This is a genomic window from Psychrobacter sp. ANT_H3 (genome assembly GCF_027919975.1).
Taxonomy (GTDB): domain Bacteria; phylum Pseudomonadota; class Gammaproteobacteria; order Pseudomonadales; family Moraxellaceae; genus Psychrobacter; species Psychrobacter maritimus.
Window position 1 is genome coordinate 185007 of record NZ_JAQISM010000015.1, and the last position, 12979, is coordinate 197985.

The window sequence follows — 12979 nt, forward strand, 5'->3', positions numbered from 1 at the left end:
GCAGCGCCATAAGAATGCGGCGTCTTACCTGACATTAATACTGATACTTAACTCACATTTATAATGCCATTACCATATACGAGCCAAACTTGCCCATTCAATCATACTGTTCGGTAACACACCGAAGAACACAATGATAGCGGTGACGGCGATGACCATAATACCACCGGTACGTAGACCCCACTGCTTCGAGACGTCAAATTCAATAAATTGTTTTGGACGTTTAAATAGCGTGAGCATGACGCGCAAGTAATAAAACAGACCAATGGCACTACCCAAGATAATCATCGCAGCCAAGAACCAGTTGGTACCTTGTACGGCGGCAAGAATCGCAAATAGCTTGGTAATAAAGCCTGCGGTCAATGGAATACCTGCTAATGACAACATCATAATCGTCATAACAGCGGTCAATACTGGACGGCGCCAGAACAATCCTTGGTAATGGGTCAGCTCATCGGCTTCACCAGCCAAGCGATAAGGGCTCGACATCAAGGTTACGACACCAAAGGCACCAATAGAGGTAAAGGCATAAATCGCCATATACATGCTTGAGATACTATCAGCGGCAGAACCAATGCTAACGATCACGATAAGCACATAACCCATATGGGCAATAGACGAATAACCAAGTAGACGTTTAAGGCTAGTCTGACGGACAGCTAGTAAGTTACCTACCAAGATCGACAAGGTTGCCATAACCATAAGCAGCATCTGTACTGATGGCAGTGCCAATAACGACGTATCAATTAAGAAACGAACCGCCAGCGCCATCATAGCGACTTTTGATACCGAAGCTAAATAAGTAGCGATAGGTGCTGGTGCGCCCTCATAAACATCTGGCGTCCACATATGAAACGGTGCTGCCGACAATTTAAAGGCAATACCAAACATCATCATTGCAGCCCCTAAAATCAACAGCGGCGATTCAAATAAATCAACCAACGTCATACTGATAGGCTTAAAGGCAAGCGAACCTACTTCTGCATAAATAAACGCCATACCCATCAGTAAGGTTGCCGATGCCGTCGCTGATAACACCAAGTACTTCAGCCCCGACTCAAGCGAGCGTTTACGCATATAAGTATATGCCAGCATGCCGTATAGCGGTATCGATAGCATCTCAAGGCTCATAAAGAATGAGGCTAAATGCTGAGCACTGACCATGAGCAAGGCGCCAACGGTCGATAGCAGCATCAGCAAATACAGCTCTTCTTTATGATCTTTTAAGTCAGCTAAATAGGCATAAGACAGCGTAAAGCAGGCCAATGCACAGATAAAGATAACCACCATATTAAACTGGGCGAAGTTATCAATAACAAATAACTGCTCCGCCGTTGGTACTAAAGGCCCACTATCGATAATGCCTGCCATTTGTCCAAGCAAGGTAAACAAACCGACATTCAGACCGACGACCGAGATAGTACCGGTCATCATATGTGAGCGTTTAATCGTGATGGCAACCATCACCACCAATACTGTAATGACTACCGCAATGATTGGTGCATAAGGCAGCAGCCCCATCAAATCATTCATCGTAAAATCGTTCATGACTTAACGTGCCTCCATTGCATCAAGCAGCTGCGAGGCATCTACTTGTGTTACTTGACTGTATATATAGGCGTTATTAATCCACTGCATCGCGTGACTTGAGGTATCAAGGAACGGTTGTGGATACAGTCCGAGCCAGACCAACCCCGCCGCTAGCATCAATAATAAAGACAGCTCACGTTTGCCCAAATCTTTTAACGGACGCGTTGGTAAACCGTGTAGCTTGGTTTCTTGTAACGCCACTTCTTGAATGTTATTGGTACCGAATAGCGCTTTATGAATTAAGATAAGCGAGTATAAACCTGCCAATACCAAGCTGAATGTCGCCAAGACCACAAACACTGGATAATCGGCAAAGGCACCAAATAAAATCATAAACTCGCCAATGAAATTACCTGTGCCCGGAATACCCAGCAAAGCAGCACAGAAGAACATCAGTATCGGTGCATAATAACGGAACTGACCCCACATACCGCCCATCAAGGTCAAATCACGCGTATGCAAGCGCTCATATAGCTGACCTGCCATGATAAACAGTGCCGCTGAGCTTAAACCATGAGCCAACATCTGAATCATCAGACCTTGTAAGCTGAGTAAAGTTCCTGCATAAATTGCCAATACCACAAAGCCCATGTGCGAGATACTGGTATAAGCAAGTAAACGCTTCATATCGGTTTGCATAAAGGCTAACCACGCGCCATAGAAGATACCAATGGTACCTAAAGTCATGGCAATCGGGGCAAAATCTTGTGACGCTGCTGGAAATAATGGTAAGACGAAACGAATCAAACCATAAGCGGCAGTTTTAATCAAAACCCCGGCCAAATCCACCGAACCTGCGGTTGGGGCTTGCGCATGCGCGTCAGGCAACCAGCCGTGGAATGGAATAATCGGCAACTTCACGGCAAAGCCAATAAAGAAGCACAGCATAATCGGATATTCCCAGCCGCCAAGTGACGTACCGAGCAAGTCATTATAATTAAAGCTCACTACGCCTTTTTGGGCGTAGCTGATAATGACCAATATCAAAATACCGACCAGCATGATAAGACCAGATGCTTGGGTATAAATAAAGAACTTAGTTGCGGCGTATTCTTTGGTTTTACCAACGACGTCATGACCCCAAATGGCAATCAAGAAGTAGATTGGAACCAGCATCATCTCCCAAAAGAAGAAGAATAAGAACATATCAATGGCTAAGAAAACACCAATAACGCCGCCCAAGCTCCAGAGCAAGTTTAGATGGAAGAAACCAACACGGCGTTGAATCTCATTCCACGAACAGGCAACGGCAGCAATACCAAGCAGACCTGTTAAGCCAACCATCAATAGCGATAAGCCATCTAACGCTAAGTGAAAGCTGATACCAAAACTTGGTATCCACGGCACACTGAATTCAGCGACCCATGGCACATTTGCATCTGGCGCAATCACTTGCTGACTCATACCGCTATAATCGCCGTACTGCCACAGCACTAGTGACAAGGCAAAGGTCAACGTCATACCGATTAAAGCAATCCAGCGCGGTAGACGTTTATTAAAGCGTTCGACCAACCAACATAGCAACCCTGCAATAAAAGGAATTGCGATTAATGCTGGTAGCATCCACGTTTGTTGTAACTCAATCATCTTATACCACCGTCATCATTACCAGCACCAACAGCACAGCCACACCCAAGCCAAAGCTTGCAGCGTAACCTCGAAGTGACCCTGTTTGCGTCGCAGACAATACCTTGTTACCAGCAGATGCCAGCTTAGGTAATAACAGCCACGTTTTATCGATAGGGTCGGCTTTAAATAAGCGGCCGATGAACAAAAAGGGTTTTACAAAAACTATATCGTATAGCGCATCAAAGCCCATACCGTGATAGCACCAATGATATAACGCTGCGCCTATAGAGGTGCGCTTAAAGCGGGTCAACAGACGACCTTTATCGACGACATATAAGAATGCTGCGAGTATCAAACCAGCAAGCATGGCGCCCATGGCGATATATTCCGCCGTATGTTTGTCATGTGCTTGACCAGCCACTTCTAATAAATGCCCAACGCTCTCTGGCAATACGCCTTGTAATGGTGGCGTAATCCACGCACCAACGGCGGTTGATAATACCAGCAATACTGTCAGCGGTAGCCAATATGACACACCAGATAGCTTATGCGCAGGGGTTTTTTCTTCACCAAAAAAGATAATCCAAATCATACGGAAGGTATAAAGCGCGGTTAAGAACGCACCGAATACGCCCATATAGAATAAGACTTGGTGACCGGTTGCGTAGCTTTCCCACAGAATCGCTTCTTTAGAATAGAAACCAACGGTAACCCAAGGTATCGCCGCAAGCGCTCCGCCACCGACGATATAGCACCAAAATACTAACGGTATCTTTTTACGTAAACCGCCCATCTTAAAGATGTTTTGCTCATGATGGACCGCAAGTATCACCGCACCTGATGATAGGAATAGCAAGGCTTTAAAGAAAGCATGCGTCATCAAGTGGAAGATAGCCCCTTGCCATGCGCCAACGCCCAATGCTAAGAACATATAGCCGATTTGGCTCATGGTCGAATAAGCAAGGATACGTTTAATATCGGTTTGTACCAGCGCACAAAACCCAGCAACGACTAACGTCAATGCACCCACTGCCCCAACCCAGTACAACAAGACGCCCGGTGTGAGGAGAAATAAGGGATGTAGACGCGCAATCAGATAAACACCCGCAGTAACCATGGTTGCTGCGTGAATCAAAGCCGATACAGGCGTTGGACCTGCCATCGCATCAGCAAGCCACGTATGTAGTGGTAGCTGTGCTGATTTACCCATCGCCCCACCAACGAGCATCATGGTGGTCAAAATCATCGTTGGGTTATTAATATCAAAGATTTCCGGCGCACGGGTAATAATTTCTTGAATATTAAGGGTGCCAAATTCGCGGAACAATAAAAACAAACCAAAGGCTAAAAACACATCACCAACGCGGGTGACGGTAAAGGCTTTAATCGCTGCCCGACCATTGGCACGGTCTTGATAATAAAAACCAATCAGCAAGTAAGAACAGATACCGACGCCTTCCCAGCCAAGATAGAGCAAGAATAAGTTATCCGCCAATACCAGCAATAACATGCTGGCGACGAATAAGTTCATATAGCTAAAGAAGCGCGCAAAGCCTGTTTCACCTTTCATATACCATGCGGCAAAAAGATGAATCAAAAAGCCGATACCGGTAATAACACCCGTCATCGTCAATGCTAAGCCATCAAAGCTTAGACCAAAACTTGGCGCAAAATCGCCGACTTGGAACCAAGTCCATAATGAAATCTCGATCACCGTACCGGCAGGGTTGCTTGTTAAAAAGGTATAGCTGACAATCAGCGTGCAAAGTGCTGATAGCAGCATGCTACCGACACCGACAATCGCTGCTACCTGCTCGCTTAACTTGTCGCGCATAAAGGCTAGAATCAAAAAGCCAACGAGCGGGAATATAAAGGTTAATGGTAATAAACTCATGACATCATCCTTTCATCTCATTGGCGCTATCGACATCAAGATGCCCACGCTGATGATAAAACCGCAATAATATTGCCAAACCAATGGCCGCCTCTGCCGCTGCTAAAGTCAGAATAAAGATAAACATAATCTGTCCATCTGGATCAACCCAGCGGCTACCTGCGACCACAAATGCCAAAGCCGTCGCATTCATCATGATCTCAAGGCTCATCAGCATAAATAAGAAATTACGCCTTACCATGACACCGCACAGACCTATCGCAAATAAAATACCGGCCAAAATCAATCCATGGCTCATGGGTATCATACCCAGTACATTTTGCGCCTCAGCAACCGGCTGCACTAAGCCTGCTACCTCGTGGGCAAACGGCACATTCGCAACCTCCTGTGCCACGCTCGCTGCTAGTACCATCAGTCCGACTCCTTGCGCGTGACTTTATTCACACCTACCTGCGTACCTGCTTTCATGCCGACTTTCTTGCCAACATAGTCATGCGGGTCAACATCTTTATATTCGTATGGTTCAGCCCCGTTTACCGTATCAGTATCTATGGGCATGCCGTTATCATCGTAGTGTTTAATACTGGCAACATTTGGATTGGTTGCTTGACCAGCACCTCGGCTTGCATTACCTTGACTTGCATTACCGACAATCTCATCGTCAATAGACTCTTTACCCAAATGATAGGCGGCAACCAAAGCGGCTAATAAGAGCAATGCCGCTACTTCTATCAGCATAATATATTTGGTAAATAGCGCCGTACCTACTGCTTTGGCTGAAATCGTCGTACCGCCAATCATCGCCGCATCATTATGGTTAAGACCAATCATCGCATACAGCACAACCGCGATAATAATCGTTAGCCCCGTCGGTACCGCCCAAGTTTTGGCATCAAGCCAGCGCTCTTCGCGCTCATCATTACTCATGCCGAGATTTAGCATCATAATAACGAAAACGAACAGCACCATAATGGCACCAGCATAAACGACCACTTCAAGCGCACCCGCAAAAGGTGCCCCTAATACAAAGAAAATACCTGAGATGGCCAATAACGACACAATCATCGATAAAATAGCATGCACTGGATTGGCGAGGGTCACCACGCGCAAGCTGGCAAAAATTGCCACCGCTGCCAGCGCATAAAACCCTGCCAATTCAGGACTATTTAAGATATTCATCATGGTAGCAAGCTCCTTAGATCAATCGGTGCAGCTTCGTTTTGTGCCGCGCCTTTTGGTTTATCTGCTACCGCCATACCCGTCACGCGATAATAGTTATAATCGGGATATTTACCCGGTCCTGAAATCAGCAAATGCTCTTTTTCATAAACCAAGTCTTGACGGACATATTCGCCCATCTCAAAGTCTGGGGTCATCTGAATCGCAGTCGTCGGACACGCCTCTTCACACAATCCACAAAAGATACAGCGTGAAAAGTTGATGCGGAAAAACTCTGGATACCAGCGTCCATCTTCACGTTCTGCTTTTTGCAGTGAGATACAGCCGACCGGACATGCCACAGCACATAGGTTACAAGCGACGCAGCGCTCATCACCATCAGGGTCACGAGACAAGATGATACGTCCCCGAAAGCGCGGCGGTACAGGTACCGGCACTTCTGGATAAAGAATGGTGTCGCGTGGCCTGATTGCATGACTATTGACCATCCACATACTGCGGACAATGGTAAACATACCAATGACGGTCTTTTTTATAGTAGTAAACATGGGATTATTATCCTTATCAGCTTTACCCTAGTTCATCAGTGATGGCTAGTAATGGCTACTAGTAATGACTATAACGTTGGGGAAAAAATCAAAATGACTGCAGCAGTAACCAACAGATTAATCAAGGTTACCGGCAGGCAGACTTTCCAGCCAAAGTTCATCACCTGATCATAGCGCGGACGCATGAGTGAGCCTCGAGCCAAAATAAACATGGTCATAAAGAATAGTGTCTTAATCATGAACCAAAAAGCTGGTGGAATAAACGGTATATCTAAATTAAACGGCGCAAGCCAACCACCGAAGAACAAACAAGTCATCAACGCAGAAATCAGTACGACGTTGACATATTCACCGATAAAAAACATACCAAACTTCATGCCAGAATATTCGACATGATAACCTTCGGCCAATTCTTGCTCGGCTTCCGGCTGATCAAATGGATGTCTATGGGTAACGGCAACACCAGCAACGACAAAGGTTAAAAAGCCAAAGAATTGCGGAATGATATACCAGCCGTCAATTTGCGATTCAACGATTTCACGTAGGTTGAATGAACCTGTTAAGGCAACAACGCCCATCAATGATAAGCCCAAAAAGACTTCATAACTGATGGTTTGCGCCGCAGAACGTAAGCCGCCAAGTAAAGAGAACTTATTGGCCGATGCCCAGCCACCGAACATCACCGCATAGACAGCAATACCTGCCATAGCAAAGAAGAACAAAATACCGATATCCCAATCAGCAACCCCAAGGGATGGCGAGATAGGAATAATGGCAAAAGAGGCCAAAGCGGTAAACATGGCAACCGCAGGCGCCAAGGTAAACATAAACTTATCGGTAAAGTTTGGCGTCCAATCTTCTTTAAAGAAGATTTTGAGCATATCAGCAACCAGCTGCAACGAGCCAAACGGACCAACACGGTTCGGACCGTAACGGTCTTGCCAGAGTGCTAGCATGCGGCGCTCATAAATAATCATCATTGCCGCAACAATGACGACCACCAAAAAGATGACCAGCGATTGCACGACCATAAAGAGTATCGACCAGGTATCAAAGGTCATCATACCAGCCAAAAAGCTTGGCACATCAGGGATAATACGGGTAACTTGCATATTACACCTCCTGTGTGGTGGTCGGCGCGCTGCTTACTGGCGTTGCGCGGTTATTGGTATTGGCGGTTAAAGTACTATCAGTCGCCATGCTGCCCATCATCGTCACCGGCGCATCAATTTTACGTACCGATGCTGGCATTGACGGATGGATGATATCCACCTGCCCAACCGGATAGCCGATACAACCTTCTGCTAAGTAACCAACCAGCTCAACGGGTAAAGTGATTTGCTGTTTATCAATCTCAATCGCCAGATAATCACCCGCTGCAAGACCCCAGTCTTTGGCATCGTCAATACCGACGCGCCATGTGGCTAGCGGTAATTGCTCGGCAACGACGGGGCTACGTGATGCCATCATAGAGCTGGCATAAAGGTTATAAATCGGTACCAGTTTTGCTTGTCCTTGTTGCATATCCGTGGTCGTCACCGAAGTAACTTCTGGGGCAACATATTGACGCGTGGCTAGGCGCTCTAATTGATCAAACAGACGGACGCCTGGATCACCATTTTTGAGGCTACCACCGACTTTATCTTGGTATTTATTCCATGCTTGCGGTGAGTTCCAACCTGCCGCATTGGCAAAAGGAATCATCGAGCTTGGCGTTTGCTTACCGCTATAGCCTTCCATTGAGAAGGTTAAACCGGTATCCAAATCTTTTGGCTGCATCGGCTCATGCACAGATACTGGTGCACGCATAGAAGTACGACCTGAGTAGCGACGCGGCTGACGGGCAATTTTTAGACCAGTCATCCGGTAATCGGCATCAGGAGCAGCGCCTTTAATACCAGCAAGTTTAGGATGGGTGGCAACCAATGCATTGATGACATCATCAAGCTGTGTCCAGTCGACATCGCGACCTTCTAAGCTGCTATGGACGGCATGTAACCAGCGCCAGCCTTCTTTAATACTGCTCATCGGATGATAATATTCGTTATCATAAACTTGGAAGAAGCGCTGCGCACGACCTTCAGCAGAAATAAGCGTACCGTCCGCTTCCGCAAAACTAGCAGCTGGCAAGACGATATCGACGTCTTTATGCCAATCAAGGAGCTGATGATCAAGGGCGATGACGGTTTTATCGGTCAATAGCTGGGTTAATTTATGCGCATCAATGGCATCGGTTAATTGATTTTCAGCAACGATAACCACATCGAAATCAGTCGCTAATAACTCTTCGACTGATTGACCGCCAAGCATACAGACACCAATGCTATTGGCATCAGGAACCGCTAAATAAATACCGGCTTGCGCATGGTATTGTTTATTAACTTCTTTTAGCTCAAGCTTGGTTGCCGGTTTGCGCTCGACGTCGTCTTGCGCTGCTGTATCAACACCCGTTTCCGGTTTGTTCGGCTTAGCAGACAAGTCTTTGTCTTCGCTCTGTTGAGGGGTTGTTGCTTGTGCTTCAGCGGCTGCAACCTTCGCATTATGTTCCTCAACCTGATGCTGCTCAGTAGCTTTAATCGCTGCCCGCTTTTGGCTTAATGCTTGAGTAATCTGTGCTGCTGCTTCTATCAAAGCAGTCGATGATAAGCTGCTACCAGAAACAACTAACGGCTTATCGGCTTGAATCAAGTCATAAGCGATTTGCTGTGCCAACGCTTGCATAGCATCACCATTAGCATCGTCACCTGACGTTGGTTCTGCGATTTCTGCTAAATCATCAGCAAAATCAGCAATCGCATCAGCGACTTTAAAGCCAAGCTTAGTAATATCTTCAGGTGTCGCAACGACGCTGACTTTACTGATATCTTCTAGCTTAGTTTGGATAACATCGATGACATATACCGGACTTTGTACACCTTGACCAATACGTTTGACTGGCTCGGCCAACCACGATTGCGTTTTGGTCGCAGCAGCCATTTTAATGGCTTCATTTTTTGCTGCTTGACGAATCGACAGCGCCACACGTGATGAGGTTTGAGTAATATCTTCACCTAGCACCAATACCGCATCGTGGCTTTCGATATCCGTCATACCGGGGTTATAAATACCCTCAGTGCTTAATACTTCAATGCACTTATTAACCAGTGCTTGCTGCTGATGGTTAAGGCCGGTTGAAAAGTTATCAAAGCCGACCATATTTTTTAGCGCAAAGTTGGTCTCAAGGCTGGCACGTGGTGAGCCAATACCGATGACTTTTTTATCTTTGATACGTTTGATGGTTTCGTCTAACGCATAGTCGATATTGATTTTAACGTGCTTGTCATTGATAAGCTCAAGCGCTTGCGTTGGACGGTCTTCGCGATTGACATAACCGTAACCAAAGCGACCACGGTCACATAAGAAGTAACGGTTTACTTCACCGTTATAGCGGTTTTCAATACGGCGCAATTCACCATAACGCTCGCCCGGTGAGATATTACAACCGGCTGAGCAACCATGACAGATGCTTGGCGCATACTGCATGTCCCATTTACGGTTATAGCGCTCAGAGTGGGTTTTATCGGTAAAGACACCGGTTGGGCACACTTCGGTTAAGTTACCAGAGAATTCACTTTCGAACTGACCGTCTTTATCACGACCAAAATAAACGCGCTCGTTTGAGCCATAAACGCCCAAATCTTCGCCGCCCGCATAGTCTTTATAAAAACGGACGCAGCGATAGCAAGCGATACAGCGGTTCATCTCATGAGCGATAAACGGCCCAAGCTCTTGATTATGATGGGTACGCTTAGTAAAGCGATAGCGACGACGGCTATGACCTGACATATAGGTCATGTCTTGCAAATGACAATGTCCGCCTTCTTCACAAGTTGGACAGTCATGCGGATGGTTGATCATCAACAGCTCAACCATCGACTTACGAAAGGCTTTGGCTTCATCGTCAGTGACCGAGATGTACATATCATCGCCCGGAGCGACCATACATGACATCACGAGGCGACCGCGACCCGCTTCCATATCTTCTTTAGACTGATATTGCTTAACCGCACACTGACGGCAAGAGCCGACTGAACCTAAGGCGGGGTGATAACAAAAATACGGCACATCAATGCCGAGTGATAAACATGCTTGTAGCAAGTTATCTGCGCTATCTACTTCGACAGTGGTTCCATCAATATGTATGACTGCCATGCCGCTCTCCTTATTTCACTTCTGGCTGTTGATTGGCTGCAGCCTCAATGACATCTTCACCAACCGCCTGCGCAATTTTTTGATCAAACTCAGGACGGAAATATTTAATTGCACTCATCAGTGGTTCCATCGCACCCGGCGCATGGGCACAGAAGGTTTTGCCGATCCATAAATCACGGGTTAAGCCTTCTAATTTCTCAACATCACCGATTTGACCTTGACCATCATTGATAGCGGTCAATATTTTCACGCCCCACGGTAGACCATCACGGCACGGCGTACACCAACCGCATGATTCACGTTGGAAGAAAACCTCAAGGTTGCGCAGTAATGGCACCATGTCTTGTTCTTCATCGACGACCATGATTAGCCCAGTACCCATACGGCTACCGGCTTTTTGAATGGTGTCAAAATCGACTACGGTATCTAAATGGTCAGCGGTTAAAAAGTCGGTTGATGCACCGCCCGGTAACCAAGCCTTGAGCTTTTTACCTTCCTTCATACCGCCAGCGAAATCTTCGATAATTTCGCGCGCCGTATAACCAAATGGTAGCTCCCATAGACCGGGATCATTGACCAGACCTGAACAACCAAATAGCTTGGTACCCGGGGTTTCAACCACGCCTTTGGCTTTTGGTAAATCTTGATACCATTTACTACCGTGCAAAATAATCGCTGAAACGTTATGTAGAGTTTCAACGTTATTAACGACGGTTGGACGTCCCCATGCACCTGCCACCTGCGGAAACGGTGGTTTGGTACGCGGATTGGCACGGCGACCTTCTAGGCAATTAATCAAAGCGGTTTCTTCACCGCAAATATAACGACCAGCGCCGGTATGGACGTGCAAATCAAAGCTAAAGTCAGACCCTAAGATATTGTCGCCGACCAAATTATTGGCACGCAACTCTTCAAGCGCAGCCGTTAAACGCTCCGCTGCTAAGATATACTCGCCGCGAATAAAGATATAACCGGCCGTTGCACCAATCGCATAGGCAGAAATCAGCATACCTTCGATAAGCTGTAGCGGTAGACGCTCCATCAAGAGACGGTCTTTAAAAGTACCCGGCTCCATCTCATCGGCATTACAGACAAGATAACGTGGACCGCCATCGGGTGGTGCCATGAGCGACCATTTAATACCGGCTGGGAAACCTGCACCGCCACGACCTTTGACCACTGCTTCTTTGATGGTATTTAAAGTGTCGGCTGGCGATTGGTTTAAAGCCATTTTTAAGGCTTCAAATCCGCGTAGCGATTCATAAGTGGCTAAGTCCAATACCGCATCGTGATGGGCGAGGCGCCATGTAAGCGGTTTGGTTTCACTAGTTGCGGTTGCTTTATCGCCATAGACAGGAATGCGCTGGTCATTTAATTGGCTTGGCGCTTTGCCTTGACCGCGACGAGCAATCTGCTCTGAAATCGTTAAACTCATGCGTATAGCTCCAACAATTGGGCGACTTCGGTGGGCTGCACAGGACCATAGGTGTCTTCATTAATTAAGACAGCAGGACCTTTGTCACAGTTGCCCAAACAGCAAATCGGCAATAGCGTAAAACGGTTATCAGCGGTGGTCTGACCATAGTCGATGCCCAGCTGCGCTTTTAATTCAGCGGCCAGCGCTTCGTAACCAGTTAGATAACAAGCCACTGAATCACAAATAAGGATGACATTGCGACCGACTGGCTGACGATAAATACGGTTAAAGAAGGTTGCCACCCCATCCATATCGGTCACAGGAATATTTAGAATATTAGCGATGGCATTGACTTGTGCATCATCGACCCAGCCATTACGCTTTTGCACGATTTTTAGTGCATCTAAAGACGCTGCCCGTGGATGGGGATAATGATGCATAAACTCATGGATAGCCGCAATTTCTTCAGCGGTTAAGATACTTGCCACATCTACTTTTGGCATTTTATCGGAAACAATTCTCATAATCTTTTTCTTTCCTCACTCAGCCCACTGTTAAGGTTGCGCTCATGGCGCAACGACAGCGTTTTGG

General features: G+C 46.6%; 10 protein-coding genes. All 10 read right to left on the bottom strand.

What is annotated here, in order from left to right; genetic code table 11:
- Positions 1 to 69: 69 nt before the first annotated feature.
- The 10 genes from PG901_RS08935 to nuoE all read right to left on the bottom strand — a co-directional run bounded on the left by PG901_RS08935 (position 70) and on the right by nuoE (position 12912).
- Positions 70 to 1548 (bottom strand): NADH-quinone oxidoreductase subunit N, encoded by a 1479-nt coding sequence (locus PG901_RS08935; protein ID WP_201625253.1) that lies wholly within the window; start codon positions 1546 to 1548, stop codon positions 70 to 72.
- 3 nt (positions 1549 to 1551) lie between these two features.
- Positions 1552 to 3177: an NADH-quinone oxidoreductase subunit M gene (gene nuoM / locus PG901_RS08940; protein WP_201620001.1), complete on the bottom strand. Its 1626-nt coding sequence runs from the start codon at positions 3175 to 3177 to the stop codon at positions 1552 to 1554.
- A 1-nt stretch (position 3178) separates the two neighbouring features.
- Positions 3179 to 5053 (bottom strand): NADH-quinone oxidoreductase subunit L, encoded by a 1875-nt coding sequence (nuoL, locus tag PG901_RS08945; RefSeq protein ID WP_271134273.1) that lies wholly within the window; start codon positions 5051 to 5053, stop codon positions 3179 to 3181.
- A gap of 4 nt (positions 5054 to 5057) precedes the next feature.
- Positions 5058 to 5366: an NADH-quinone oxidoreductase subunit NuoK gene (gene nuoK / locus PG901_RS08950; RefSeq protein ID WP_045445153.1), complete on the bottom strand. Its 309-nt coding sequence runs from the start codon at positions 5364 to 5366 to the stop codon at positions 5058 to 5060.
- Positions 5367 to 5464: 98 nt separating this feature from the next.
- The gene (nuoJ, locus tag PG901_RS08955) at positions 5465 to 6235 is read right to left on the bottom strand and encodes an NADH-quinone oxidoreductase subunit J (RefSeq protein ID WP_271134274.1); all 771 of its coding nucleotides are present in this window, start codon (positions 6233 to 6235) and stop codon (positions 5465 to 5467) included.
- Positions 6232 to 6780, bottom strand: coding sequence for an NADH-quinone oxidoreductase subunit NuoI (nuoI, locus tag PG901_RS08960; RefSeq protein WP_079691073.1), 549 nt, complete (start codon positions 6778 to 6780; stop codon positions 6232 to 6234). The genes nuoJ and nuoI overlap by 4 nt, the downstream gene beginning before the upstream one ends.
- A 68-nt stretch (positions 6781 to 6848) precedes the next feature.
- Positions 6849 to 7844 (bottom strand): NADH-quinone oxidoreductase subunit NuoH, encoded by a 996-nt coding sequence (gene nuoH / locus PG901_RS08965; RefSeq protein ID WP_201562763.1) that lies wholly within the window; start codon positions 7842 to 7844, stop codon positions 6849 to 6851.
- A gap of 49 nt (positions 7845 to 7893) precedes the next feature.
- Complete coding sequence (gene nuoG / locus PG901_RS08970) at positions 7894 to 10971, bottom strand: NADH-quinone oxidoreductase subunit NuoG (protein ID WP_271134275.1); 3078 nt, start codon at positions 10969 to 10971, stop codon at positions 7894 to 7896.
- Positions 10972 to 10981: 10 nt separating this feature from the next.
- Positions 10982 to 12406, bottom strand: coding sequence for an NADH-quinone oxidoreductase subunit NuoF (nuoF, locus tag PG901_RS08975; RefSeq protein ID WP_271134276.1), 1425 nt, complete (start codon positions 12404 to 12406; stop codon positions 10982 to 10984).
- Positions 12403 to 12912 carry an NADH-quinone oxidoreductase subunit NuoE gene (nuoE, locus tag PG901_RS08980; RefSeq protein ID WP_201562539.1) on the bottom strand — a complete coding sequence of 170 codons (510 nt, stop codon included), beginning with the start codon at positions 12910 to 12912 and terminating at the stop codon, positions 12403 to 12405. The genes nuoF and nuoE overlap by 4 nt, the downstream gene beginning before the upstream one ends.
- Positions 12913 to 12979: the final 67 nt, after the last annotated feature.

What these genes read in the sequence shown, in the direction of transcription:
- nuoE (WP_201562539.1), bottom strand. Translation starts at nt 12,912, where the DNA reads ATGAGAATTGTTTCCGATAAAATGCCAAAAGTAGATGTGGCAAGTATC.
- nuoM (WP_201620001.1), bottom strand. Translation starts at nt 3,177, where the DNA reads ATGATTGAGTTACAACAAACGTGGATGCTACCAGCATTAATCGCAATT.
- nuoF (WP_271134276.1), bottom strand. Translation starts at nt 12,406, where the DNA reads ATGAGTTTAACGATTTCAGAGCAGATTGCTCGTCGCGGTCAAGGCAAA.
- PG901_RS08935 (WP_201625253.1), bottom strand. Translation starts at nt 1,548, where the DNA reads ATGAACGATTTTACGATGAATGATTTGATGGGGCTGCTGCCTTATGCA.
- nuoG (WP_271134275.1), bottom strand. Translation starts at nt 10,971, where the DNA reads ATGGCAGTCATACATATTGATGGAACCACTGTCGAAGTAGATAGCGCA.
- nuoL (WP_271134273.1), bottom strand. Translation starts at nt 5,053, where the DNA reads ATGAGTTTATTACCATTAACCTTTATATTCCCGCTCGTTGGCTTTTTG.
- nuoJ (WP_271134274.1), bottom strand. Translation starts at nt 6,235, where the DNA reads ATGATGAATATCTTAAATAGTCCTGAATTGGCAGGGTTTTATGCGCTG.
- nuoI (WP_079691073.1), bottom strand. Translation starts at nt 6,780, where the DNA reads ATGTTTACTACTATAAAAAAGACCGTCATTGGTATGTTTACCATTGTC.
- nuoH (WP_201562763.1), bottom strand. Translation starts at nt 7,844, where the DNA reads ATGATGACCTTTGATACCTGGTCGATACTCTTTATGGTCGTGCAATCG.